Raw genomic sequence first — 24,279 nt, 5'->3', positions numbered from 1 at the left:
CAATAGTCTACTTCGATTCGGGCACCCACCGCGCTCAGGTCGCGAGCAGCAGCCGTGCCGAGCATTACACACCGGCCCCGGCGGTGCGCTAAGCTTGAAAAGTTGTAACGACCTGCCTCCGTAGCTCAGGGGATAGAGCGCCGGTTTCCGGTACCGTAGGTCGGGGGTTCGAATCCCTCCGGGGGCACGCATATACAGGGGTGGTGCGGCTCGGTTCTCATGTCGTGAGAGCCGAGCCGCACCACCCCTTTTCTTTCTTTTCGCACTTACCTCAGGTGCGCCTTATCGCGAGAGACCTCGTCACCCGGTTGTAGCCAGTTTGCAAAGAGTCTCATCATGATCGGGCTCACAACGAACGTCAGGAGACACACCAGCGTGAGTGAGAGCACCAGCGTGGTCACATACACCGGCACACGTCGAGTGATGGGCTCACCGACCCAGAGCAGCAAAGTAATCAAAGGGTAAACCGAGACCCAGTTGAGCAGCGCAACTTTATACCGTTGAGGCAACATGCGCTTGCGCGCCAGGGGAACGTCAGGTTCAACGCCGGTGGTCACTCGTGTGCCTCGGAATTCACCCACGCGACCTGATACGGGTGATCGGCCTTCCACTTGTGGATCACCTCGATAGCCCCCGGTGCCGAAAAGAGCGCGGCAAGGTCTTCGCGGCTTTCAACCGTAAACGTCAGCACGGCGGTTGCGATGAAGGCGGGAATCTGTTCTTCTCCTTCGACCGGAACATGGCGGGCTTTCGTGACATCTTTCACGACTCCTGTTTGCATCATCGACTGTTCAATATCTTGAAGGAACTGATCAAGGTCGGCGTCGGTGATGGATTGCGTAAATGATACGAGCATTGTGTGTTTGTACATACCATTAAGAAAAACACTCGTTCACGCCCACGTCCAATACCACTTGAGGCAACATTGATACCCTGCAGGAATGGATTACCTCGAAGTACGCGACCTCAACTATTTTGTTGTGGTCGCTGAAGAGTTGCATTTCGGCCGCGCAGCAGAGACACTGCACCTCGCCCAGCCGGCCCTCTCGAAAGCGGTCCAACGCTTAGAGAAACGTCTCGGTGTTGAACTCTTCGCCCGCACGAGCAGAAGCGTCGCCCTGACACCGGCAGGCGAAGCCCTCCTCGAACACGGGCGGCACGCACTCAACGCAATTGATGCTGCCGCTCGCGCCGCCCGAAGGGCAAGCGAAACCGCTTCCCTTCGCTTGGCGATGAAACCAGGCGGAGACGGCGGGGCTCTCTCGGCCCTTTTGGAAGGATACGCGCAGCACCCCGGAGCGAGACAAGTCGACATCCTGTTTCACCCAGGAGCAGAGCGGGCTTCGCTCGTTCGCGAAGGTCTCGCCGATGCCGCGCTGCTCTACACCCCGTTCGAAGACACGGCAGGGCTCACGACGATCACCATTCACAAAGAAGGGCGGATCGCGCTGCTCCCCTCTCATCACCGCTTCGCAAGCCGAGCAAGCGTTGACACTGCCGAGCTCGACGGCGAGATGTTCGCCCAGTGGTCTTTTGACCGCAGCGAAACGACCGGTGCCCATACCGTGACAAGCGTCACCGAGCTCATGCCGCTAGTGCGCCTCGGCCGTGTGATCGCGGTGCTGCCTCGTTCACTCGCGGGAGCCCCCGCAGAGGGTGTCGCATACGTGCCGGTGGCCGACGCGTCACCCAGCGCAATAGTTATCGGCTGCCGAGCGAATGACACCAGGGAGGCGGTTCGCGGCCTCATGAATGCTGCTCTCGCCCTCCGATAATCGCTCTCTCATGCCCTCAGCGCGCGCAACGCAACTGTGACCAGAGCGCAAGCAAGTAATCAGGGCGGGCACCTTCGAGCGGCAAGAGCTCGCGTAGCCGCCGCAGCCGGTAGCGCACGGTTTGCTCGTGCACCCGTAACTGCTCTGCGGCTCTGCCCACGTTTCCCGCCGCCGCAAGCCACTCAATGAACGTCTCGATGAGCTGCTGGCGACCCTCGCCCGCGTCGAGCAACTCTCGCACTTCTGGCAGCATCAGCCGGTCGTCAAGGTCGAGCTGGGCTCGGCAGGCAGCCAGAAACAGCTGGGTGCGAACCCCGGCAACCGTGCCCACTGGTTCAGCCACATCACGTGAGTGCTTCGCAACATCGCGCGCTTCGTTCACTGCGAAGGGCAGCCGTGTCGTAATCGTGTGCGGATCGCTCACGCCGACGCGAAGGCCGCTGGCGGTGTCGGCAGAGAGGTCGGCGAGCGCTTCAAGCGCCCACCCACGCACCTCGTCGACGCGCTCGGTGGGGCACAGGGCGATGATCTCGTTGGCTTCTGCCGAAACAACAACGTTCGGAATATACATCGCAAGATGCCTCGCAAACACTCCCCTCGCCTCAGCGATACGCCCGGCCGAGCGTGGGCCGGCAGCAACCTCGGCAACGAGAATTACCCCCGCCGCTTCCCCCGTCGGATCGAGCGCTTCACGATCGCCCTGCTGGGCGGCAGCAATGAGCACCCTGCGTAGCGCCGACTCCCTGCGAGACGTTGAGCGATTCGTCGCTTTCCACGCCTCGAGTAGCGTTCCCGCGGCCATCGTAGCCGCCTGTTCAAGCACCTGCGTCTTCGCTTCGGCGAGCGCTGCGCCCTCGGCCTCAGTATCTGCTTGCGGATCGAGGGCCCAGATCGATCCGAGTGGAATAGTACCCGCCCGAACCGCGATCGCTACTCGTGGCAGATAGTCTCCGTATCGAATGAACCGCACGGGACCCTCGGCTTCGAACACTCTGCGGTAGCGATCCTCATTGACGGGTGCGTCACCCGCGCGACGAAACAAGATGCCCGTTGTACGCAACTCGTCGATGGCTTGGCCCGAGACCGAAGAGTGGGCGAGAATGCTGCGTTGGTGGTCTTCGATCGCGACCGATCCGCCGAACACCCGAGCCACGGTGTTCGCGAGGGCAAAGAGCTTGTCGCCAACCGACGGGGCGAGGGTGAGCGACTGTGCGTGTTCGCCAAGCGTGGTCGTAAGCAGCCCGTCAAACTCCCGCCAGCCAACATCAGGGTGCAACGCCACCGACGCAAGGCCAGCGTTAAGAATTTTCGCTTCAATCACACTGCGCGCTCCCTCGTCAGAGAGTTTCGTCACGACCGCTGCACACTCACTCGCGACCGCAAAGTCGAGGGCACGCTGAACCTCGCGCTCACGCATCGCCTCGGCCGAGACGAGACAGAGCAGCATCCCTCCCCCGCCCTGGTCATTCGACTGGGCGGAGCTCGAGGCATCATAGAGGTCGAGCGAACGAACGAGAGGGCTCTGAGCACCCGGCGGCAGTTCGACCTTCATCACGTCACTACCAAGGCGTTCCTCGACCGTGAGCAGCGCGAGCCCGGCTTCTTTGCCGTCGGCACGTAAAATTATCGGTTTCAACACTGACATGACAAAACCCTATCGAAACCGATAAGAATCGCGCACCCGCACTCATCTAGCGTTGAAGAAGCGGGCCAGTAAGTCGGCCCTCCAGACACCGCGACACCCGACAATGAAGCCGAGGTTTGATTCGATGAGCGACACTTCCCTACCCCCATCCCTTGCCCGCCTGTTACCTAGTACAGCGGGGATCGACGACACGGGAGCACTCACCATTGGAGGGTGCTCGGTGACCGACCTCGCGGGCCGCTTCGGCACCCCACTCTTCGTGTACGACGAACTGCATCTTCGAGAAACCATGCGGCGATACCGCGAAGGGTTGCGCAGTCGGTGGCCCAAGTCGCGAGTGTGTTTCGCCTCGAAGTCGTTGCCGTGCATCGCCGCCTACGCGATCGCAGAAGCCGAGGGACTCTCGGTCGATGTCGCGGGTGAGGGAGAATTGCGCATGGCTCTCGCAGCCGGGGTGACCGCAGCCAACATTGTGTTGCACGGCAACGCAAAGAGCAGTGCAGAAATCAATCTTGCGACCAAGGTCGGCGTCGGCCTCATCGTCATTGACAATGACCACGATGTCGCCCTCATCGAAGAGCACGCGACGACGCCACAAGACGTACTCATTCGGGTTCTTCCCGGTGTCGAAGCCGACACCCATCCCTCCATTCAGACCGGCGGCACGCACTCGAAGTTTGGCATGCCCATCGAGGCAGCTCTCGCGCTCATCAGGCGGATCGAAGGGAGCGAACGAGTACGGGTGCGCGGCGTGCACGTGCACATTGGTTCGCAGATTCTCGACGTCGAGCCGTTTCTCGAGGCGCTTCGGGTCATCGCGAACGTTGGCAGTTTCGACGTATACAACCTCGGCGGCGGGCTCGGGGTGAACTACTCAGAAGCCGACGACGCCCCTGAAATCGAAGAGTACCTCGATGGACTCTGCGGGCTCGCCGCAACGGTGCTTCCTGACGACGTCGAGCTCATCATCGAACCGGGTCGCTCGCTCGTCGCGCGTAGCGGCATCACGGCCTATACCGTGCGCACGGTGAAACGCTCGCTCGAAACATTCGTCGCTGTCGACGGCGGCATGTCAGAGCTCATGAATATCGCGCTCACCGACGACCGGTTCACCGCGGTCGTAGCCGATCGCGTCACCGAGGCACCCGACACCCTCGTGCAGCTCGTTGGCAGACAGTGTGAGTCAGGCGACCTTCTGGTCGACCGAGCACCACTTCACGCACCGGCCCCCGGCGACACCGTTATCATCGCGGCAACCGGTGCATACGGCTATACCTTCGCCAATAACTACAATGGCGCGCTGCACCCGGCTGTCGTGTTCTGCCGCGACGAAGAAGCAACGCTCGCGGTCAGGCGGCAAACGTACGAGGGCTATCTCGAAGCCCACGAACCTGCACTAGAGCACGACTGGACGCGATTGCCTGTTCTTACTTCCCAAAAATCCTGACCAGCCCATTTCCAGACCACCAGAGAAACAATGCCGTTTCAGTTTGAAAGGAACACCCATGTTACGAAAGACTCGACCCCTCATGCCCCTCGCCGTCGCAGCAACCGCCTTGCTCGCGCTCAGTGCTTGTAGCGCTGAGACCTCAGGCGAAAACGACGATACGGTCGCCGCCAACGGTGGTGGTAGTCAGGGCACGCTCTCACTGCAGCAAACTACCGACTTCAGTGTTGAGACCGACGAGGCAGCATCAGCCCTTCTCCCCTCAGAAATCACTGAACGGGGTACCGTTCGGGTCGCAATGGGAGTGCCTTACCCGCCCTTTATCGAGGTCAACGATGACAACGACCTCATCGGCGTTGACGCTGACATGTCAATTGCGCTCGGCGCTAAACTTGGCGTCGAGTTCACGGTCGAGCACCAGCCCTTTGAATCAGTGATTCCCTCGCTACAGTCTGACCGCCACGACATCATCATGATGGGCATGAACGATTCAAAGGAGCGCCAGCAGACACTGAACTTCATTGAAGAGATTCAGGCTGGCTTTGCAATCGTCGTCGCCAAGGGAAACCCAGAAAATATCAAGACCCTCACCGACCTTTGTGGCCACAGCGCCTCAACGCAGAAGTCAACGCTTCAGGCCGAGCTGCTCGCAGAGCTCTCAGAAGAATGCATCGCGAGTGGCAAAGAGGGCATCGAAGTGCAGGCGCTTCCCGTCGCCCAGGACTCACAAACCGCGCTCCGTGCGGGCAGGGCCCAGGCCTACATCGTTGACGCTCCCGTCGCGGCCTATACCGCCCGAACCGCAGGAAACGGTGAGTACTTTGAACTCGTCGAAGACCCCGAGAACCCCCAGGGGTTCAACCCGGTATACACGGGATTCGGTCTTCTCAACGACCGCACCGAGCTGACCGACGCACTCCAGGCGGCTATGCAATCACTCATCGACGACGGAACCTACCAGGCCATTCTCGATGAGCATGGCATGGGATCACTCGCGCTTGACTCAGCGCTCGTGAACGCAGCAACCGAGTAAGGCGAACGCTCATGACGAAGGCAATAACGCCGCAGGGCCCGAGCAGGGAGTTCGACAACGTCGTTCACTCGCTGCGCCGCCCCTGGCGCTGGGTCAGTACCGTCGTGATTGTGTTTTTGTTGGTGGCGTTTGTGCAGGCAATCGCCACCAACAAAAACATTGATTTCGCGACCATTGGTGAATTCATGTTTCACCCGCGCATTCTCTCGGGGGTGCGTCTCACCCTCATCATCACCATCATTGCCATGTTTGCCGCCGCTCTTCTCGCGGTACTCATCGCGGCAATGCGAATGTCTGGTAACCCGGTACTCGTGGCGGTTGCTGCGGTATACGTTTGGGCGTTCCGAGGAACTCCACTGCTCGTGCAAATCGTTATTTGGGGCTACTTTGGTCTCATCTTCGAGAAGATCACCATCGGTATTCCATTTACCGACATCGTGTTTTGGCAAGAGGACACGAACAAGCTCCTCACCGCGCTTGTCGCAGGCATCATCGCACTGACGCTCAACGAGGCCGCATACTCCTCTGAGATCGTTCGCTCGGGCATGCTCTCGGTCGATGAGGGCCAGCAGGAAGCCGCTGCGTCGCTCGGCATGAGCCCGAGCTATTGCTTCAGACGTATCCTCCTACCACAGGCGATGCGAGTCATTATTCCGCCCATGGGCAACCAGCTCATCTCAATGATTAAAAACACCTCGTTGCTCTCGCTCATTGCCGTTCTTGAGCTCTACACACAAGCCACACAAATTTCGGCCCAGAATCTGCGTCAGGTCGAGCTACTCATCGTGGTGAGCATTTGGTATCTCGCCATCGTCTCGGTCCTCTCGGTGCCACAGCACTACCTCGAGCGGCACTTTGGCCGGGGTAGCAGCCGCAACCAACCGCAGTCACTCATGGCGAAAGCGAAAGAGTATACCGGCTCAATTCAGGTCCAGAGAGCACGCAAGAAGCAGCGTAAGGAGCAGCGCAATGCCTGACCAAGTACTCGATGAAACTGCATTTGTGCGCCTCCGAGGTGTACGCAAACGCTTCGCTTCGCTCGAGGTGCTTAAAGGAATCGACATGGATGTGCGCGAGGGTGAAGTGACCTGCTTGCTCGGGCCCTCTGGCTCAGGAAAGTCAACCCTCCTGCGTTGCATCAACCACCTCGAAACCATCAACGGTGGCAAGATCTTTGTCGACGACGAACTCGTTGGATACCGCGAGAAAAATGGTGAGCTCTACGAGCTGCACCCTCGCGCGGTCGCGAAACAGCGCCGCAAGATCGGAATGGTGTTTCAGCGCTTTAACCTGTTCCCGCATAAAACCGCCCTCGACAACATCATGGAAGCTCCAGTAGGAGTTGCACACCGGCCCAGGTCTGAAGTGCGTCAAGAAGCAATGCACCTGCTCGACAAGGTGGGGCTCGTCGAGTGGGCCCAGCATTACCCGGCTCAGCTCTCGGGCGGTCAGCAGCAACGCGTGGCGATCGCACGAGCCCTCGCGATGAAGCCAAAGATCATGCTGTTCGACGAGCCCACGAGTGCGCTCGACCCGGAACTCGTTGGCGATGTTCTCGAGGTTATGCGTGACCTCGCGCAGGCCGGCACAACGATGGTCGTCGTGACCCACGAAATCGGCTTTGCGAGAAGCGCCGCCGACACTGTGGTCTTCATAGACGATGGCGTGGTCGTCGAGTCCGGTAACCCGAATGAGGTATTCGATAACCCGCAGAGTGAACGGACCAAGAGCTTTCTCGCAAGCGTGCTTTAGCTCGGCAGGAGTGCTGTTGACGGCCATAAAGAGCAGCCGTTCGATTCTTCGGCTGCGCCACTCCCGCGTCTACTTGACGAAAAGCAGGGTGTTTGAGCGCTCACACCCTACTTTTCGTCAAGTAGACGGTAAAACCCCGCGCAAGAGCCGCGCGAGCCCCGAGCAAAGCCCGAGCAAGCCCCACACACGCGGATCGCCGACCGGTACCAAGCACGCCACGAGAACCGGCACTCTCAAGAACCGACCCCCACAAGAACCTGCACCCACCAGAACCGGCGGCAGCAGACGACCCGGCACCTCAGACGAACGACTAACGCGGGAAGGCGGGAGCGATCCGCCGCCTGGACAGCGAAGCGCAAGCCTCGATAGGCTTGCCTGTGACCTAGGGGTCATCGTATCGATGAAAAGAGTCAAGTCGCGCGACTCTCAGCATTCGCGTTGACACATACACAGGGGGAACGATGGGGAACGTTCGAGGTCTCACACTTCGACCACGGTTCGCACGGGCTGCGCTCGCAATTGGCACGGCTTTCACACTGGCGTTCGGGGCGCAGGTGGCGCTCGCGCCGCAAGCTTCGGCCGATGAGTCAGACGCACCGATCGTGTTCGCTGACGATCAGCTCACGGCGTGCATCAACAAGGGGATCGGCTCCGGGCGCGCGCCCGACGAGACCATCACCGAGGCCGATCTGAAGAAGTTCTTTTCGCTGAACTGCAACGACTCGTTCGCGGTGAAGAGCCTCGAGGGCATCGAGCAGGCCAGCGAGATTCGGAACGTGACTTTTATTGGCGCACAGCACACGTTCCGAGATGCCGACTCGCTGAAGCCACTCTCGGGGCTCCCCAAGATGACTTCGCTCATGCTCACGAGAACCGATCTGACCAACGAGGCGTTTGCCGGGCTTGAGCTCCCCAAGGCGCTCAGCACTCTCAAGGTGACGTATAGCCCAGAGCTTTCAGACATTAGCGCGATGAAAGAGATGACCGGTCTCAGGACCGTTGACATTTCGTTCAACTCGCCGAAGCTCACTGATCTCTCGCCGCTCTCGGGCTTGACAAAGATCACGTCGCTCAGCGCGGCGGCGCTCTCTGATCTCGAGAACCTTGAGCCCCTCGCCAGCCTCGAGTCACTGCAGTACCTCAACGTTCAGAAGTCGAAGGTGTCTGATCTCAGCCCGCTCGCCGAACTCACCTCGATCTCGACGCTGACCGCCTCTTCGACGCTCGTTGAAGATTTGCGCCCGATCGCGGGACTCGTCAACATGAAAAACCTCGACCTCGACCACGCGAAGTTACAGAGCCTCGAGGGCATTGAAGCGATGCACAAGATGACCGACCTGCACGTCATGAACAACATCGGCATCGCCGGCAACCTTGATCCGCTTCGCAACAACCCGACGCTCTCGCGCATTCACATGAACGCGATCGGCGTCACCTCGATTGACGCACTGTCGAACCTGCCAAGTCTCAAGAACATCCAGGCCCTCTCAAACCACGTGACCTCGCTCGTGGGCCTGCCTGCAGCACCAGAGGCCGTGTCAGTGGGCACCTTCGCGATCACTGCGCAGGACATTTCTTTCCCCGACCAAAAGCAGTACGTGCCCACCGGGGCGAAGCGCTTCATGTATGACACGACGGGCGACCTTGAACTGCGCGAGCAAGGCCAGTTTCCAGACTTCGGGGGCAACCTCGAGCCGCTCGAAACCGACGCCATGCCGGTCGTCACGATCGAGGTGCGCAAGGCGTGGCCAGATCTTGAGTACTCGTTCTCGCAGAATCCGAAAGGCAACGACCGCTTCGCAGGTACCGTCAAAATGCCCATTGTGTGGAGCTCGATCACGAGCGAAGATAGCGCGACCGTAAGCCTCGGCGAGCACTTTGAGCAGCAGATCGAGACCACCGAGGGCTTCCCCGCAGCCACCTACACCATTAAGCCAATGGACGACGACTCTGCGATGCCCGACTGGGTCACGCTCGACGAGTCGACCGGCGTTCTCACGATTGAGCCCGAGGGGCAGGACGCCATCGGCTATTGGGCGTTCACCGTGCAGGTTGCTGACGCCCTCGGCAACACCATGACCGACCGGTTCGACCTCCTGGTTCCTGAGCCGGGGAAAACGATTTTTGAGATTGGCGAAGACCAGCAAGTCGAGGCGGGCGAAGACCTCGTCTTCACCGTGACCCGTGCCGACGCCGACGAGAACCCCTTCACCGGAGCGGCAAGTGTGCAGTACCGCACGGTTGATGGCAGTGCCGAAAGCAGCGTGCACTACACCAAGACCGAGGGAACCCTCTCCTGGGGGCCAAACGACACCGCGGACAAAACGGTCACCGTGCCAACGCTTACCGACGAGAACGCGGCGGGGTCGCCCGGCGTCGCCATGACGCTTGAGCTCAGCAGCCCTCTGCCAGACGGCGTCTCTGAGCTCGGTGGCGGTTTTTCGAGCGACGGCTTCATCGAGTTCCCCGCCCCAGAGCCGTCATCGTTCACGATCAATGAGGCATACGAGGTCGAGGCGAGCACGGTAGACACGCAAAAGGCAACGCTCACGGTTTCTCGCAACAAGGCAGCCAAGAACCACTGGAATGGCGCGGCCAGCGTGCACGTCATGACGCAGGACGGCTTTGCGCGAGCGGGAACGCACTATGAGCCCGTGAACACCGTGCTTGAGTGGGGCCCCGGCGACTTCGAAGATAAAGAGATCGAGGTCACCGTACTTCCCGGTGCGGCCGGAACCCCCGACCTTGACTTCGGAGTCGAGCTCGTGGATCCGAGCACGCACATGGAGCTCGGGGTTCCAGAAACAACCCTCATGACCATTGCATACCCCGTTCCCGAGCCTTCGCTCCTGTCGCTCGGCGGCGATCAAACGGTAGAACCGGGCGCCGAGACGGTCACCTTTACCGTCAGCCGAACCGATGCCGATAAGAACCCCTGGCTGGGTGAAACGAGCGTTCGCTTCATGACCCATGATGGGACCGCGAAAGCGGGCGAGCACTACGAGGCCGTCGATACGGTGCTCACTTGGGCCGCGGGCGAAACTGACGATGTAACCGTTGAGGTGCCGCTCAAGGCCGGCGCCGCTGGTGACCCCGAGCGACACTTCACGGTCGAGCTCAGTGACCCCAGCGAGTACGCCATCGTCGGCGCGCGAGCAACCGCGTCAGCGACGATCCCCTACCCCGTGCCGCACCCAACAACGCTGAGCATCTCGGGTAAGCAAAGCACCCGTGCTGGCGAACCGCTCGTTTTCACGATCACTCCAGAACAACTCGACGAGCCTGCGTGGGCAGGCGAACTGAGCGTTCGCGTGTTCACGAACGACCAGGAGGCAGAGGCGGGCACGCACTATGAACCGGTCGACGAGGTGATCACCTGGCAGCCAGACAACCGCGACCCGATCGAGGTCACGGTCACCACCATGTCTGGGTTCAAGGGAAGTAGCCCGAGAGCCTTTACCATCGAGCTCGCCGATCCGAGTGAGTACGCCGAGCTGGGCGAAAGCGCCACCTCGGTTGGCACGATCATCTACGAAGCCGATGACCAGGTCGTACCGAACCCCGGTGACGGGGGTGGCGACGGTAGCGGAGGCACAGGCGGCGGCACCGACGGCGGCTCGAATGGCGGCGGATCAAGCGCTGGCGGCGGGACCGGCGGCGGGAGCGGATCCGCACTCGCCGACAACGGCAAGAGCGACGACGCGCGAGCCCTCGCAGCCACGGGCGCACCTTGGACACTCGGGATCGCGATTGGAGGAGCGGCGATTCTGGCGCTCCTCGCTGGCTCGATGCTCCTCGTGGCGTGGAACAGGCGGAGCCTGCGCAACTAACGCGCCGCAGGATGCATAACCGGTTTGCGCGGGCCAGAACGGCTCGCGCAAACCGGTTTTTTGTTAAACCGAGGTGACGGCGTCTTCTTTGGGCCGGGGCGCAAACCAGAGGGTCACGATAGCGCCGATAATGATCGCCACGGCCGGCAGCAGTATTGACTGGGCCATCGCCTCGGCGTAGCCATCTCTAAACTGTTCAGCGAGCTGCCCCACCGTTTCAGTGCCGATGCCAGCATCTTCACCAAGCTTGCTGCTCAGACGTGCCGACATGAGCATGGCCATGGCCGCCGAGCCGAGCACCGCACCAAGCTGGCGGCTCGTGTTGTAGACGCCAGATGCGGCGCCCGCGTGAACCGGGTTGACGTTGTACATCGTGATCGAGGCGAGAGGCCCCCACATCATCGAGTTAGCGACGCCGAGAATCGTACTCGGGATGAGCAACAGCGCGATGTGCCCCTCGCCCAGCATGAGCGGAACATAGCTCGCGATACCGATGCCCTGCAGTGTGAGGCCGAGGGTGTTGACGCGGCGGCTGTCGCGGCGGTCGACGAGCTTACCGATGGGCCTCGCGAGAATAATCGAGAGCACCGCCTGAGGCAAGAGCATGAGCGCCGACTGAGCCGGGGTCAGGCCGCGAACGAGCTGCAGGTAGAACATGAGCGGCAGCGCGAGGGCCGTGGTGGTCAGCCCAACGAGCATGATGGCGATGCTGCCAACCGAGAAGTTGCGGTCTGAGAACATAATGAGGGGCATGAGCGGCTCGCCGCGCTGCACCTTTTGCCACACGACGAAGAGCGCCAGCACGATAACGCCGGTGATGATGAGGCCCCAGATGCTCACCGGGCCCCACATTGTGCCCCAGTCGAAGGTTTCACCCTCCTGAATTCCGAAGACCACGAGGAAGGTGCCGAGGGCGCTCAGCACGACGCCGAGAATGTCGAAGCGGTGTGCGTTGGTGGGCAGCACCGGCACGTTGCGCATGGTCAGCCAGAAGGCGACGACGCCCACGGGCACGTTGATGAAGAAGATCCACTCCCAGCCCACGGCACCGAGCAAGAAGCCGCCAAGAATGGGCCCGACGAGCATTGCAACGCCAGCGGTCACGCCCCAGATCGCCATCGCGCTCCCGCGCTGGTTGGGCGGGAAGATGCGGGTGATGACCGACATCGTCTGCGGGGTCATGCACGAAGCGCCAATGCCCTGCAGCGCGCGGGCCGCAATGAGCGTCTCGATGTTCGGCGCGAGGCCACACATGAGCGAGGCAATCGTGAAGGTCGCGAGGCCGACGAGGTACACGCGGCGCGGGCCGAAGCGATCGCCAAGACGACCGGTAATAAGCAGCGGCACCGCGTATGCGAGCAGGTATGCGCTCGTGGCCCAGAGCGTGGCCGTCATCGTGGTATCGAGGCCACGCATGATGGTGGGGTTTGCCACCGACACGATCGTCGTGTCGACGAGAATCATGAAGAATCCGAGCACCAGGGTCCATAGGGCCGCCCACGGTCTAATGGTCGTATTCTGCTTCATGGATCCCTCTCTTCGTGAACCCTCAGAGTCTACTCCAGCGCTGTTCGACTCTCCTGAGCCTCGGTCGCCCTTTTCGCCTTGACTTTTCGCGGTCGATACCAGACGGTAAACCACACGGTCGCGAGAATCGCGAGCGCGACAAGCGCCGAGATCGCCGGCGGAATAGCGCCGGCAAAGCGCATAACCGACGACTCAAGCGTGAACTGTTGCTCGACGGTAAAGACGCTGCCGAGGCTCGCCGTTCCGTTCGTGATCACGAGCAGCACCCCGACAATCACCGTGAGCGCTCCCCCAATGATCTGGGTCCACGTGTTGCTCCAGCGCCCGATCTGAACGGTTCTTGGCCGAACGAGGGTGCGGATCGCGGGAGTCTTTTCCCACAACAGCGCGAGCACGAGCAGCGGAATCACCATGCCGGTCGCAAACGCGAACATAATGAGCCCGCCGTACAGCGGGTTCGCGCCTGCGCCAGCGACCGTGAGCACCGCGCCAAGCAGCGGGCCGGCACACACGCCAGCGACGCCGTAAATCGTGCCCAGCGCAAAGACCGAGGCCACCGAGGTCGACTCTGCACTACGCTGTCGCGTCAGACCGGGAATGGGCAAGCCGAGAAGCATTGCCGCCCCGAGAACAATCACGAGCACGGCGGCGACGAGCACAATGGTTTCTCGGTACTGCTGAATCCACAGCCCAAGCGAGCCCGCGAGCAAACCGAGCGGAACGAGCGTCACCGAGAGCCCCGCGAAGAAAATGCCCGTGCGGGCGATGATGGCGCCCGGGTTGGTAAACGCGTAAGCGAAGAAGGCGGGCAGAAGCATCACCGAGCATGGGCTCAGGAGCGTGAGCATGCCCGCGAGCAGCGCCCCGAGAAGACCGATCGACACGGGTTATCGACCCGCGCTCTCCAGCTGCTGGTCAATGACCTGCCTGAAGGTGTCGATCTCTTGAGCACCGTTGAGCTGCTGCGAGTCTGCGAGCGTGCCCGAGGTTGCAACGACGAAGAATGGCACCCCGCTGATGCCCATCTGCTGGGCCTGCTGGGTGCTCGCCTGCACCTCCTGGCGCAACCCTTCGCTCGCGAAGTCTTTCGCGAAGGTGTCGAGATCAAGGTCGAGCTCGGCAGCGAGATCGGTCAGCTGCTGCTCGTCGAGGTTTGGCTTAGCCCCGTCAGCGCTCAGCCCGTACACCTTAAAGAGGTAGTCAAAGTAGTGGTCTTGCAGACCGGCGGCCCTGGCAGCAACAGCCGCGTCTTCGGCCTGTTCACCGATAAAGGTCACGTCGTGCACCTCGAGGCGCACCTTGCCGCTGTCGATGTACTCCTTCACGATCGTCGGGAGCGTCTCGCGGTGGTAGAGGCCACAGTATGGGCACGTGTAGTCGGTCCACTCATAGATCGTCACGGGAGCATCGGCCTCACCGAGCACCATGTAGGGTTCTGCGCTGAGGTCGGGCTCGGCTGCGGTCTGGTCACCGCCGTCGGCGATCTGCTCAGTGTCACCCTGCGCATGATTCCCATCGCTCTTCGTCTCGCTCCACAGGAGACTATAGGCGACCCCCACAAAGACGAGCGCAATCGCAAGAATGAGGCTCAGGATACGCTGCTGCCGCAGCTTCTTTGAGAGCTGGGCAACGGTCTGTTCAGAGTGTGTCACGTTCATGGCCTTTCAACCCTATAAGACGCTTGTGCTTTTGACCTGGACAGCCTTCGACGTTCTAGCTGAGCGACATCGGCTTCACGATGTCGGCATAAATGAGCAGGAGCGTCATGCCGAGCAGGAGCGTCGCGACGACGAGGGTCACGGGAACCATCTTTGCGGTGTCAACCGGGCCGGGATCTCCCTTGCCGAACAGCTTCCAGAGGCGGCGTTTTGCCCCCTCGTATACAGCGCCGGCAATATGCCCGCCATCGAGTGGCGTGAGCGGAATGAGGTTAAAGACGAAGAGCGCAACGTTCAGCGAGGCGAGAAGCCCAACCATGGCTTGTGCTTTGTCGACGACCGGTGTCGCGTCGTTACTCACGAGATCACCGGCGATGCGGCCAACGCCGACCACGCTCACGGGGCCGTTCAGTGCACGCTCTTCGCTCCCGAAAGCCGCCTGCCACACATCAACGAGACGCTGTGGCATGTGGATGATCACGTCGCCCACGGCCCGAATGTTGTCAATAACGAGGGCGGGCGCCGCGGTCACGGGCTGGCGTTCGAGTTCCATGGTGGGCACGACGCCCATCATGCCGACCGATTCAACCTCGACCTCACCGTCTGGTCCAACAATCTTCGCTCCAGAGGCATCGGCACGCGCACGCTCGTTGACCGCGGGGGTCAACTGCAGCGTCTGCGTTTTCCCTTCACGTTCAATTTCAAAGTTCAACGGCTGTTCCGGATTCGCCGCGACGATCTCGCGAACACGATCCCACTCGGTCATCGCTTCGCCGTCGATCGCTACCACTGTGTCGCCGGGTAGCAGGCCCGCGGCCGCTGCCGGGGCCTCCGGCATGTCGCTCGTGCACTCCGTCGCCTGCGCATTTGCAGACACGAGACACTCGTTGACCTGCCCTACCGTGGTCGTTGCCTGAGGCACGCCAAACCCGGCAACGAGAATCGCGTAGAAGACGATCGCGAGCACGAGATTCATGAGCGGGCCACCGAGCATGATGATGACCTTTTTCCACTCGGCAAGCCGGTAGAACGCTCGGTCGTCGTCACCGACGGTGATCGTCTCGGCGCTCGCTTTTCGGGCCTCACCGACCACTTCCTGGAAGAAGCCAGTGGTTGATTCTCGCGAGACCTCGCCCGGATGCTTCGGCGGGTACATGCCGATCATCGAAACGTAGCCGCCCAGCGGAATCAGTTTGAACCCGTACTCGGTTTCGCCTTTCTTCCGGGACCACAGGGTCTTGCCAAAGCCCACCATGAACTGCGTGACCTTGACCCGAAAGAGCTTTGCGGGCAGCAGGTGCCCTACCTCGTGCAGGGCGATCGAGAGCGCGAGGCCCACGAAAATAATGAGCACCCCGAAGAGGTAGAGCAGCGCGTCTTGCACGATCGGGGGCTACTGCACGGTGGCGGGCATTGAGCCCAGGATATCGAGCACGAAGACCATCACGTCGTCTTCTTCGTGGCCCATGCTCTTCAGACGCTCGCCGCCGTAGCCACCGTCTTCGGCAGGCACGATCGACATCACGCGTGAGCCAACGGTTTGCCCCACGAGCGCGTCACGAAAACCGCGAATGACGGGTAGCTTCGCGCCGACCTCAGCTGCCTCTTCATCGGTTGCAGCATTGAAGTGGCTGAATTCGCCACGCGACCAGCTTGAGTCGAACTCTTCTCCGGTGCGCATGATCACGCCGCGGTAGTGAACGAAGACGGTGTCACCGGGCTTAATCTCGTCGCCTTTGCCCTTCACCATCGTCTCGACCGTCAGCGTTTCAGGCGCCTTCGCCGAGTCAGGAATCGTGATGGTCGGCTCACCGTTCTTGGCGACCGACACTTCGGGCAGATCGGCAGGAAGCTTCACCTCTTCGCCCTCGGCTTTTTCGAGCTCGGGAACATAAAGATCAGAAACGATGACGAGCGTCTCGTCAGCCTTTGCTTTGTCCTTACCCACGACGTCCTGCTTCGGGGTTACGATGACGACGCGCTCGCCACCTTTGGCGCAGTTCAACGTCTGCTTCACCCAGGGCGAGTAGCTGCCCGTCGCGGTGAGCATCGTCTGGGTGAACTCGGTCACGCTGCCATCAGTGCCGTCAAAGACGGTGAGGCTCGTAAAGACGTTCTCGTCTTCGCCGATGGCGTCGCTCTTGCCGCGTTGGTCGGTCTCGAGCACGGTGCGCTCAACCTTGTCAGCCTTGATGGGCTTATCGACGTCAAGCTTCAGCTGCTCACCGAAGCCACCCTCGACCTTCACCGAGTCGCTCAGCGACCCCGGCTCGACACAGCCATCGGCGACGGGCTTCTCATCGCTCGTGCACGAGGTGAGCGTGCCGGCGAGCAGCAAGACGGCAGGAATAAGGGCGAGCGTACGTTTCACGAGACTCCATCCAGGGGTTCAGCGGCGCCACTTGGGCGAAGATCATTCGCTATCGAGTATCGCGCGTGAAGCTCTCGAAAAGCTGAAGATTCGCGGTGTCTACTATTCTGTTGAATATGCCTTCTCACGTTGCGACTCGCCCGGGGTGGCTCTACTTCGTCGGCAGAAGCGTTTTACGGCCTTTGCTCTGGGTTCGTTACCACCCACGCGTCATCGGTTCGGAATCGGTGCCGCACAACGGGCCTGTGCTGCTCGTCAGCAACCACCTGTCGGGCCTCGACACCATTCTCATCCCGTGTTTCTCACCACGACAGGTTCGCTTTCTCGCGAAAGCATCGCTCTTTTCGAACCCGTTCAAGAACTGGGTCATGCGAGGCGTTGGCGCCGTTCCCGTACAGCGAGAGGCGAGCAACGAGGCCCAGGAAGCGCTCGAAACCGGTCGTGACCTTCTGCTCTCGGGTAGCGTCTTCGCCGTTTTTCCCGAGGGCTCCCGTTCGACCACGGGGCTCTTAAACAAGGGCCGCAGCGGGGCCGCCTGGCTCGCCCTCGAAACGGGTGCGACCATCGTGCCCATAGGCCTCCAGGGCACGGGCCATCACTCCCCCGAGGGCCACGGGAAACAGCCCGTCGTCATGCGTTTTGGCGCGCCGCTCGAACTCGATGATCTCAGCGATCTGCCGCGCGGCCGTGCCCGCCGAGAGGTCACAGAACGCATCATGCGCGCGATCCAGGAGCTCAGCGGTCAGGAATTCTCTGGTGAATACGCCGAGGGCGGCAGGGGCGCCTAGACCGTCGAGGGCTCACTCTTCGAGGGCGTAGGGGCGCCCATTCGGGCGAGAATGCGACCCGACTGCCGAACGACAAATACGACGAGGAGCGCTAACAGCACGAGGTCGAGTGCAATATAGATATAGTGCCACGGCGACTGCCCCGGATCGGCTCCCGCGAGCACCTCGTTCGTGCGGGCATTGAGCGGCGGCCGAACGACGGCAACCTTGAGCACGAGCACGATGACGATGCTCAACAGCAGCCCTTTGAGCCCGGCGGCGAGCGCCGTCGCACGCGGCCAAAAGCTCACCACGATGAGGGCGAGCGCCAGGACAACCTCAACGGCGTTGAGTGCGGTGAACACGAGGCGGCCGATGCCGAGCCCCAACGGAATCGTGATGCCGGGTGCCTGAAACTTCAGCGGCGCCTCGATAAAGGAGATGGCGAAAACGACGCCGATCCACAGCACCGGCAATACCAGCTGCCAAATCATCGCACGCTGTTGCCGCACGCCTTGCTCACCCATCGTTATCCCTTCTCAGCGAGCGCTTGCTCGTACAGTTCTCTCGCGACGAGACCCGTTTCTTGAGCGACCTGCTTGGTCGCGTCTTTGAGGCGAACACCGGCCGCGACCCGGTCACGCACGAGCCCGAGCCCGTCGCTCAGCGAAAACACCGCTGGTTCGCCACCGGCGACAACGATCACGACTTCGCCGCGTACGCCCTCGGCTGCCCAGTCGGCGAGCTCGGTGAGCGTTCCGCGCTGCACTTCTTCATAGAGTTTCGTCAGTTCACGGCACACCGCCGCGCGGCGCTCTGCCCCCATCGCTTCGGCCATTGCACGCAGCGTCGCTTCGACCCGCTGCGGCGCCTCAAAGAACACCATCGTGCGCCGCTCTTCGGCGAGCGCAGAGTACGTACGCGCCTGCTCTTCATGCTTTCGCGGCGCGAAGCCCTCGAAGCTAAAGCGGTCGGTCGGCAGCCCCGAGAGCGCAAGAGCGGTCGTCACCGCCGACGGCCCGGGAATCACCGTCACATCGACACCCTGTTGCACAGCCTCTTGCACGAGTCGGTAGCCCGGGTCAGAGACCGTCGGCATACCCGCGTCGCTCACAACGACGAGGTCTTCATGCCTGGCGCGCTCGACCAGGCCCGCTGCTCGTTCGCGCTCATTGTGATCGTGTAGCGCGAGCAACTCGGGCCGGTTTTCAATCTCGAGCAGACGCAGCAGGTTTGCCGTGTGGCGCGTATCTTCGCAGGCGATCACCGTCGCCCCCTCAAACACCTCACGCAGTCTCGCCGAGGCGTCGCCGAGGTTACCGATGGGCGTTGCGGCGAGAATAATCATGGTGCCATCGTACCGTTCAGGGGCGCGTCGGGCTTTTTCATACACAGGCACTAGACTTCGTACGTTCAGCAGTGAGTGAAGTTTACGGTAGAGAGGGCGAATCATGGACGGCATCAAGCAGGTTCTCTCTCATACCGGCAAAAGCTACTTTCCCATTGCGTTTGTAGCGCGCCTGCCCTACGCGATGATGGTCGTGGGCGTACTCACCCTCGTCGTTTCGGGACGCGGCTCAATGCAGCTCGGTGGCCTCAACTCTGCCGCGGTCGGGCTCGGTGCCGCAATCTTCGGTCCGCTCATCGGTGCCGCGGCCGACCGCTTCGGCCAGCGAGCAACCCTGCTCGTCACCGCGTCGATTAACGCAGCGGCCCTCGGAGCCCTCGCGTGGATCGTCTACAGCCCCCTGCCCAACTGGGTCATGCTACTCGGGTCGTTCGTTGTGGGAGCCTCTGCCCCGCAGACCTCGCCCATGTCCCGTTCACGCGTGGTCACGATCGTGAAGACGAAGGTTCCCGCTGCTGGCCGAGACCGCGTGCTCGGTGGAGCGATGGCCTACGAGTCAACAGCCGACGAGCTCGTGTTCGTCTTCGGCCCCTTCATCGTGGGCGTGCTCGCGGTCGCGTTCGGCGCTGGTGCACCGATTATTGGCGCGGCGATTCTCACCGTCTTCTTCGTGGGGGCCTTTGCACTGCACCACACGGCAGCTCCGTCGCAGTCGGCCGAAGAGCGAGCCGCAACGCTCGCCCCGGCGAAAGAGCTGTTCGCGCCGCGGCTCATCATCATCGTCGCCGGCATTCTTGGCGTCGGCCTCTTTTTCGGATCGATGCTCACGGCCCTCACGGCGTACATGCAGAGCTTCGGAGCTTCAGAGCGCGCCGGCATTCTTTACGGCATCATGGGCATTGGATCTGCAATCTTCGCCCTCTCGGTTGCGTTCTTCTCGCCACGTTTCACGAAGCGTTCACGCTGGCTCGTGTTCTCGCTCGTGATGCTCATAGGCGCCGTCTTTTTGCAGTTTGCGACAAGCCAGACAATGATCATTATCGCCCTCGCATTCATTGGCTGCGGCATCGGCCCGGTGCTCGTCACGCAGTACAGCTTCGCCGCCGACCGCAGCCCCGAAGGGCGTAGCGCAACGGTCATGACGATGCTCGGCTCGGCGATCATCGTCGGCCAGTCGACCACGTCGGCAATTACCGGGTGGATCGCAGAATCGCACGGTCCAGACGCCGCTTTCCTGGTGCCGCTTGGCGCCACGATCGTGGTTGTCGTTACGGGCATCGCAAACTTCTTCATGACCCCCGCCGGTTTTACGCCGTCAACGCACACTGGCCAACTCCCTGTGCAACCATCAGCATGAAGTGGAACAATGGAGGAATGGCTACGGTTCTCTCTCCACAAGAAGTTCAGCACCACCGTCAAGGCTTTCCCTTCTTTGCCAATCCACCGGTGGTGAACGGCAAACCACTCGCCTATCTCGACTCGGGGGCCACCTCGCAGCGCCCGGCGCGTGTGCTCGACGCCGAGCGCGACTTTCTCGAACGGGCAAATGCCTCGGTGCACCGCGGCGCAAGCGTCGCAACCGGCTCAGCCACTGAGGCGTTTGAGGGCGCCCGCCAGGCCGTCGCAGGCCTCGTGGGCGCGCAAAGCGACGAGATCGTGTGGACGATGAACGCGACTGATGCGCTCAACGTGCTTGCCCAGGGCATTGCCGAGGCAAGCGGCCCCCTCGCGGGCGTCGGGCTCGGCGGGGCAACGAGCGAACGTTTTGCGCTTTCTACGGGCGATGAAATTCTCGTCACCGAGGCAGAGCACCACGCGAACCTCATCCCGTGGCAGCGCCTCGCTCTTCGCACCGGAGCAACACTGAAGTGGATCCCGGTCAACGAGCACGGCACGTGGTCGCTCGACGATATGCGCGAGGCCATCACCGAGCGAACGAAGATCGTAGCGTTCGCCCACGTTTCGAACGTGACCGGGTTCGTCGCCCCCGTCGCTGAGGTGGCCGAAATTGCCCGCGAACGCGGAGCGTTGACCGTGCTCGACGCCTGCCAGTCGGTGCCCCACATCCCCGTGAACCTCGCCGACTTAGGCGTTGACTTCGCCGTGTTCTCTGGCCACAAGATGCTCGGGCCGAACGGCATCGGGGTGCTCTACGGCAAGGCAGAGCATCTCGCAGAGCTGCCCCCAGCGCGCACCGGCGGGAGCTCGATCATGCGCGTCACGATGGAAGAAACCACGTTCTTGCCCGCACCGCTCAAGTTTGAGGCCGGCACGCAACCCGTGTCACAGGTCATCGGTCTTGGTGAGGCGGCTCGCTACCTCGCAGAGGTCGGCATGCCCCGCATCGAGGCAAGCGAAGCGGCGCTCGTTGAGCAGCTCGTCGACGGAGTGCAGGCCAATCAGGGCCTCCGCCTACTCGGCTCGCCGGGCGCCCAAAACCGCGTGGCGCTCGCTTCTGTCGAGGTGCTCGACATTCACGCGCACGACGTGGGCCAGGTGCTCGACGGGCTCGGCGTGCAGGTTCGGGTCGGCCACCACTGCGCCCAGCCCCTGCACCGCGCGGTCGGCATGACCGCGAGCGTTCGCGCAAGTGTGCACCTCACAACAACCCCCGATGAAATTGACCGTTTTCTTGAAGGCCTGCGCGAGGCGCAGCGCTACTTCGGAGTGGAGTAAACCCCTTTGTCACACGAACTTGACGACCTCTACCAGCAGCTCATTCTCGAACACTCTCGCCGCCCCATGGGCAAGGGCGAGCTCGACGCTCCTGAGGGGGCAATAACCGCATCACACCACGAGTACAACCCAAGCTGTGGTGACGAGCTCACCCTCTCGATTGCGGCCGACCCCGAGACGGGCAAGCTCACCGACCTCAACTGGGAGGGCCAGGGTTGCTCCATCTCGATGGCCTCAGCGTCGATCCTCTCCCAGCTGTTCAAGGAAGAGGGCGGTTTCACCCTCGAAGAGGCTGAAACCCGCATCGCAGCGTTCCGCGAGATGATTCAGTCGCGCGGCGCGATCGAGCCCGACGAAGATCTGCTCGGTGATGCGGTTGCATTGCGTGGTGTTTCGCAGTTTGTCATGCGCGTCAAGTGCGCCATGCTCGGCTGGGTCGCCCTTGAAGCCGATCTGCGTCACGTGCGCGCCGCACTCGTGCGAGAATAGAGCCGTGACGAATACGCAAACCCCCGCGCAATACGCCAACTGGAACCACCTGTACTCGGGCAAGGTTCGCGACCTCTACGAACCAGCTGACGGCTCACGCGAGCATCTACTCGTCGTCACGAGTAACCGGGTGAGCGCATTCGACTTCATGCTTGAGCCCCCCATCCCTGAGAAGGGTGCCGTGCTCACGGCGCTGTCTCGTTGGTGGTTTGCCGAGCTCGGGGTTCCCCACCATCTCGCGAGCGAAGGCCCAGAAGCCCCAGCCGAGGTCGCCGACCGCTCGATGGTCACCATGCGTCTCGACATGCTCCCCATTGAGTGCGTCGTGCGCGGCGCGATCACCGGGTCGGGCTACGCCGAGTACCGCGAGACCGGTGCCGTGTGCGGTATCGAGCTGCCAGAGGGACTCTCAGACGGCGACCTGCTCGAGACGCCCATCTTCACGCCCGCGTTCAAGGCAGAACTCGGCGATCACGACGAGAACATCACCTTCGAGCGCGCTTGCGAAATTGTAGGGCCTGAAATCGCGGCCGAGTTGCGCGAGCTCTCGCTCACGATCTTCACCCGTGCTCGCGACCTCGCTGCCGCCCGCGGCCTCATTCTCGCCGACACCAAGTTCGAGTTTGGCCGGCACCCAGAAACGGGCGAGCTCATTCTCGCCGACGAGGTACTCACGAGTGACTCAAGCCGCTTCTGGGATGCCGACGCATATGAGACCGCAACCGGGACTCAGCGCATGCAGAGCTTCGACAAGCAGATCGTGCGAGATTGGCTCAGCGCCAACTGGAACAAGCAGGGCGAGCCGCCCGTGCTCCCCGACGAAATTGTTGAGCGCACGCGCGCCCGCTACCTCGAGCTGTTCACCCGCCTTACCGGCAACGAACATCTCGCCTAAACTGCTGGCCGCTCTTCAGCTATCGACCGTTAAACTACCAATACCCCATCAATACAACGCAGAAACGGAGCCACCCGTGCCCAAAATTGTTGTCGAAGTCATGCCGAAACCGGTACTGCTTGATCCGCAAGGAAAAGCAGTCTCAGGCGCCCTCGAACGCCTCGGCAAGGGAAAGTTTCACAGCGTGCGCGTAGGCAAGCGCTTTGAAATGGTCGTCGACGGCCCCATCACCGAAGAAGTGAAGTCAGAGGCCGCGCAGGTCGCCTCGGTCGTATTCGCTAACTCGGCAATTGAAGACGTCGTCTCAATCACGTTTGAAGAGGCCGAGTAATGCGAGTTGGCGTTCTCTCTTTTCCCGGCTCACTCGATGGCCGTGATGCTGAGCGGGCCATCTCGCTCTCGGGCGGCGAAGCCGTAGCCCTGTGGCACGCTGATGCCGATCTCGACTCGGTAGACGCCCTCGTCATTCCCGGCGGCTGGTCATACGGCGACTACATGCGTGCCGGTGCCCTCGCTGCGATGGATCAGCCCATGCGTGCCGTCGCTGCAGCAGCCGAGGCGGGCATGCCCATCATCGGTCTTGGCAACGGCTTCCAGATTCTTGCCGCGGCCGAGATTCTGCCCGGCACCTTCACCGTCAACGACGGCCAGGAGTTTCTGCGCGCCGATCAGAAGATCAGTATCGAGTCGGTCGCAACCCCGTTCACGAGCGCATTCGAAAAGGGCGAAGAGATCGTTCTCCCGCTTCGCGCCAAGAGCGGCCGCTACGTGCTCGACGCCGATACGCTCGCATCACTCGAAGACCAGGGCCGCATCGTTGCCCGCTACGTCGGCGAGAACCCGAACGGCTCTGTCGGAGCCGTCGCTGCTGTCTCGAACGAGCGCGGCAACGTCGTTGGCATCATGCCCCACCCCGAGTTCGCCGTTGAGGCTGGCTTCGGCCCCGATACCCCTGGCGCGATGCGCTCGGGCATCGACGGCGCACGCTTCTTCGACAGCTTGCTCGCGACGGTGAACGCGTAACCCCTTCGAATAACGAAAGCGGCGGATCCACTCGGGATCCGCC

The 24,279-nt window shown here is 61.8% G+C and carries 23 protein-coding genes and 1 tRNA gene; 14 read left to right on the top strand and 10 right to left on the bottom strand.

Annotated features, from left to right (window positions below; translation table 11 throughout):
- The first annotated feature begins 114 nt into the window (after positions 1-114).
- A tRNA-Arg gene (locus JSO19_RS10380) sits at positions 115-187 on the top strand.
- Positions 188-266: 79 nt separating this feature from the next.
- Here the strand turns inward: JSO19_RS10380 and JSO19_RS10375 are convergent.
- Together JSO19_RS10375 and JSO19_RS10370 are read right to left on the bottom strand one after the other, a co-directional pair.
- Positions 267-557 carry a hypothetical protein gene (locus JSO19_RS10375; protein ID WP_270911584.1) on the bottom strand — a complete coding sequence of 97 codons (291 nt, stop codon included), beginning with the start codon at positions 555-557 and terminating at the stop codon, positions 267-269.
- On the bottom strand, positions 554-856 hold the full coding sequence (locus JSO19_RS10370; protein WP_270911583.1) for a hypothetical protein: 303 nt from the start codon (positions 854-856) through the stop codon (positions 554-556). The genes JSO19_RS10375 and JSO19_RS10370 overlap by 4 nt, the downstream gene beginning before the upstream one ends.
- Before the next feature lie 85 nt (positions 857-941).
- Between JSO19_RS10370 and JSO19_RS10365 the strand changes: the two genes are divergently transcribed.
- Positions 942-1,775, top strand: coding sequence for a LysR family transcriptional regulator (locus JSO19_RS10365; RefSeq protein WP_270911581.1), 834 nt, complete (start codon positions 942-944; stop codon positions 1,773-1,775).
- 16 nt (positions 1,776-1,791) lie between these two features.
- Here JSO19_RS10365 and JSO19_RS10360 read toward each other — a convergent pair whose 3' ends face one another.
- Positions 1,792-3,420 carry a helix-turn-helix domain-containing protein gene (locus tag JSO19_RS10360; RefSeq protein ID WP_270911580.1) on the bottom strand — a complete coding sequence of 543 codons (1,629 nt, stop codon included), beginning with the start codon at positions 3,418-3,420 and terminating at the stop codon, positions 1,792-1,794.
- Positions 3,421-3,544: 124 nt separating this feature from the next.
- Between JSO19_RS10360 and lysA the strand changes: the two genes are divergently transcribed.
- The 5 genes from lysA to JSO19_RS10335 all read left to right on the top strand — a co-directional run bounded on the left by lysA (position 3,545) and on the right by JSO19_RS10335 (position 11,482).
- Positions 3,545-4,867, top strand: a complete 1,323-nt coding sequence (gene lysA / locus JSO19_RS10355) for a diaminopimelate decarboxylase (RefSeq protein WP_270911579.1) — start codon at positions 3,545-3,547, stop codon at positions 4,865-4,867.
- Positions 4,868-4,925: 58 nt separating this feature from the next.
- Positions 4,926-5,900: an ABC transporter substrate-binding protein gene (locus tag JSO19_RS10350; protein WP_270911578.1), complete on the top strand. Its 975-nt coding sequence runs from the start codon at positions 4,926-4,928 to the stop codon at positions 5,898-5,900.
- Positions 5,901-5,911: 11 nt separating this feature from the next.
- Positions 5,912-6,877, top strand: a complete 966-nt coding sequence (locus JSO19_RS10345) for an amino acid ABC transporter permease (RefSeq protein ID WP_270911577.1) — start codon at positions 5,912-5,914, stop codon at positions 6,875-6,877.
- A complete protein-coding gene (locus JSO19_RS10340) occupies positions 6,870-7,652 on the top strand; it encodes an amino acid ABC transporter ATP-binding protein (protein ID WP_270911576.1) in 783 nt (260 codons plus the stop codon). Before JSO19_RS10345 ends, JSO19_RS10340 begins: the two co-directional genes overlap by 8 nt.
- Positions 7,653-8,113: 461 nt before the next feature.
- A complete protein-coding gene (locus tag JSO19_RS10335) occupies positions 8,114-11,482 on the top strand; it encodes a Calx-beta domain-containing protein (protein WP_270911574.1) in 3,369 nt (1,122 codons plus the stop codon).
- A 63-nt stretch (positions 11,483-11,545) separates the two neighbouring features.
- Here the strand turns inward: JSO19_RS10335 and JSO19_RS10330 are convergent, their stop codons facing one another.
- From JSO19_RS10330 to JSO19_RS10310, 5 genes are read right to left on the bottom strand one after another with little or no spacing between them, the layout of a single operon-like run.
- A complete protein-coding gene (locus tag JSO19_RS10330) occupies positions 11,546-13,009 on the bottom strand; it encodes an MFS transporter (RefSeq protein ID WP_270911573.1) in 1,464 nt (487 codons plus the stop codon).
- 29 nt (positions 13,010-13,038) lie between these two features.
- Positions 13,039-13,893, bottom strand: a complete 855-nt coding sequence (locus JSO19_RS10325; protein WP_270911572.1) for a cytochrome c biogenesis CcdA family protein — start codon at positions 13,891-13,893, stop codon at positions 13,039-13,041.
- A gap of 3 nt (positions 13,894-13,896) precedes the next feature.
- On the bottom strand, positions 13,897-14,667 hold the full coding sequence (locus JSO19_RS10320; RefSeq protein ID WP_270911570.1) for a DsbA family protein: 771 nt from the start codon (positions 14,665-14,667) through the stop codon (positions 13,897-13,899).
- A 55-nt stretch (positions 14,668-14,722) separates the two neighbouring features.
- Positions 14,723-16,051: a M50 family metallopeptidase gene (locus JSO19_RS10315; RefSeq protein WP_270911569.1), complete on the bottom strand. Its 1,329-nt coding sequence runs from the start codon at positions 16,049-16,051 to the stop codon at positions 14,723-14,725.
- A 9-nt stretch (positions 16,052-16,060) separates the two neighbouring features.
- A complete protein-coding gene (locus JSO19_RS10310) occupies positions 16,061-17,038 on the bottom strand; it encodes an FKBP-type peptidyl-prolyl cis-trans isomerase (protein ID WP_270911567.1) in 978 nt (325 codons plus the stop codon).
- Between the two features lie 116 nt (positions 17,039-17,154).
- Between JSO19_RS10310 and JSO19_RS10305 the strand changes: the two genes are divergently transcribed.
- The gene (locus JSO19_RS10305) at positions 17,155-17,826 is read left to right on the top strand and encodes a lysophospholipid acyltransferase family protein (protein ID WP_270911565.1); all 672 of its coding nucleotides are present in this window, start codon (positions 17,155-17,157) and stop codon (positions 17,824-17,826) included.
- Here the strand turns inward: JSO19_RS10305 and JSO19_RS10300 are convergent.
- Positions 17,823-18,332 carry a hypothetical protein gene (locus JSO19_RS10300; RefSeq protein WP_270911564.1) on the bottom strand — a complete coding sequence of 170 codons (510 nt, stop codon included), beginning with the start codon at positions 18,330-18,332 and terminating at the stop codon, positions 17,823-17,825. The two genes, JSO19_RS10305 and JSO19_RS10300, sit on opposite strands and share 4 nt — an antisense overlap.
- A 2-nt stretch (positions 18,333-18,334) precedes the next feature.
- Positions 18,335-19,153 carry a 16S rRNA (cytidine(1402)-2'-O)-methyltransferase gene (gene rsmI, locus JSO19_RS10295; protein ID WP_270911563.1) on the bottom strand — a complete coding sequence of 273 codons (819 nt, stop codon included), beginning with the start codon at positions 19,151-19,153 and terminating at the stop codon, positions 18,335-18,337.
- Between the two features lie 103 nt (positions 19,154-19,256).
- Here rsmI and JSO19_RS10290 point away from each other — a divergent pair, with 103 nt between their 5' ends.
- The 6 genes from JSO19_RS10290 to purQ all read left to right on the top strand — a co-directional run bounded on the left by JSO19_RS10290 (position 19,257) and on the right by purQ (position 24,236).
- On the top strand, positions 19,257-20,510 hold the full coding sequence (locus JSO19_RS10290; protein ID WP_270911561.1) for an MFS transporter: 1,254 nt from the start codon (positions 19,257-19,259) through the stop codon (positions 20,508-20,510).
- Between the two features lie 17 nt (positions 20,511-20,527).
- Positions 20,528-21,829 (top strand): aminotransferase class V-fold PLP-dependent enzyme, encoded by a 1,302-nt coding sequence (locus JSO19_RS10285; RefSeq protein WP_270911560.1) that lies wholly within the window; start codon positions 20,528-20,530, stop codon positions 21,827-21,829.
- A gap of 6 nt (positions 21,830-21,835) precedes the next feature.
- Entirely contained in the window at positions 21,836-22,318 is a 483-nt protein-coding gene (gene sufU / locus JSO19_RS10280; RefSeq protein WP_270911559.1) for a Fe-S cluster assembly sulfur transfer protein SufU, read from the top strand.
- A gap of 4 nt (positions 22,319-22,322) precedes the next feature.
- On the top strand, positions 22,323-23,213 hold the full coding sequence (locus JSO19_RS10275) for a phosphoribosylaminoimidazolesuccinocarboxamide synthase (RefSeq protein WP_270911556.1): 891 nt from the start codon (positions 22,323-22,325) through the stop codon (positions 23,211-23,213).
- Positions 23,214-23,289: 76 nt separating this feature from the next.
- Positions 23,290-23,544, top strand: coding sequence for a phosphoribosylformylglycinamidine synthase subunit PurS (locus JSO19_RS10270; protein ID WP_217134049.1), 255 nt, complete (start codon positions 23,290-23,292; stop codon positions 23,542-23,544).
- Complete coding sequence (gene purQ / locus JSO19_RS10265; protein WP_270911555.1) at positions 23,544-24,236, top strand: phosphoribosylformylglycinamidine synthase subunit PurQ; 693 nt, start codon at positions 23,544-23,546, stop codon at positions 24,234-24,236. Before JSO19_RS10270 ends, purQ begins: the two co-directional genes overlap by 1 nt.
- The last annotated feature ends 43 nt before the right edge of the window (positions 24,237-24,279 follow it).

This window comes from Leucobacter sp. UCMA 4100 (assembly GCF_027853335.1).
Taxonomy (GTDB): Bacteria; Actinomycetota; Actinomycetes; order Actinomycetales; family Microbacteriaceae; genus Leucobacter_A.
This window is presented reverse-complemented; position numbering and strand designations above follow the sequence as displayed.

Excerpts from the sequence above, each read along its gene's own strand:
- JSO19_RS10365 (WP_270911581.1), top strand. The coding sequence starts at position 942 with ATGGATTACCTCGAAGTACGCGACCTCAACTATTTTGTTGTGGTCGCT.
- JSO19_RS10370 (WP_270911583.1), bottom strand. The coding sequence starts at position 856 with ATGCTCGTATCATTTACGCAATCCATCACCGACGCCGACCTTGATCAG.
- rsmI (WP_270911563.1), bottom strand. The coding sequence starts at position 19,153 with ATGATTATTCTCGCCGCAACGCCCATCGGTAACCTCGGCGACGCCTCG.
- JSO19_RS10285 (WP_270911560.1), top strand. The coding sequence starts at position 20,528 with ATGGCTACGGTTCTCTCTCCACAAGAAGTTCAGCACCACCGTCAAGGC.
- JSO19_RS10300 (WP_270911564.1), bottom strand. The coding sequence starts at position 18,332 with ATGGGTGAGCAAGGCGTGCGGCAACAGCGTGCGATGATTTGGCAGCTG.
- JSO19_RS10335 (WP_270911574.1), top strand. The coding sequence starts at position 8,114 with ATGGGGAACGTTCGAGGTCTCACACTTCGACCACGGTTCGCACGGGCT.
- lysA (WP_270911579.1), top strand. The coding sequence starts at position 3,545 with ATGAGCGACACTTCCCTACCCCCATCCCTTGCCCGCCTGTTACCTAGT.
- JSO19_RS10305 (WP_270911565.1), top strand. The coding sequence starts at position 17,155 with ATGCCTTCTCACGTTGCGACTCGCCCGGGGTGGCTCTACTTCGTCGGC.
- JSO19_RS10320 (WP_270911570.1), bottom strand. The coding sequence starts at position 14,667 with ATGAACGTGACACACTCTGAACAGACCGTTGCCCAGCTCTCAAAGAAG.
- JSO19_RS10360 (WP_270911580.1), bottom strand. The coding sequence starts at position 3,420 with ATGTCAGTGTTGAAACCGATAATTTTACGTGCCGACGGCAAAGAAGCC.
- JSO19_RS10350 (WP_270911578.1), top strand. The coding sequence starts at position 4,926 with ATGTTACGAAAGACTCGACCCCTCATGCCCCTCGCCGTCGCAGCAACC.
- purQ (WP_270911555.1), top strand. The coding sequence starts at position 23,544 with ATGCGAGTTGGCGTTCTCTCTTTTCCCGGCTCACTCGATGGCCGTGAT.
- JSO19_RS10290 (WP_270911561.1), top strand. The coding sequence starts at position 19,257 with ATGGACGGCATCAAGCAGGTTCTCTCTCATACCGGCAAAAGCTACTTT.
- JSO19_RS10330 (WP_270911573.1), bottom strand. The coding sequence starts at position 13,009 with ATGAAGCAGAATACGACCATTAGACCGTGGGCGGCCCTATGGACCCTG.
- JSO19_RS10340 (WP_270911576.1), top strand. The coding sequence starts at position 6,870 with ATGCCTGACCAAGTACTCGATGAAACTGCATTTGTGCGCCTCCGAGGT.
- JSO19_RS10345 (WP_270911577.1), top strand. The coding sequence starts at position 5,912 with ATGACGAAGGCAATAACGCCGCAGGGCCCGAGCAGGGAGTTCGACAAC.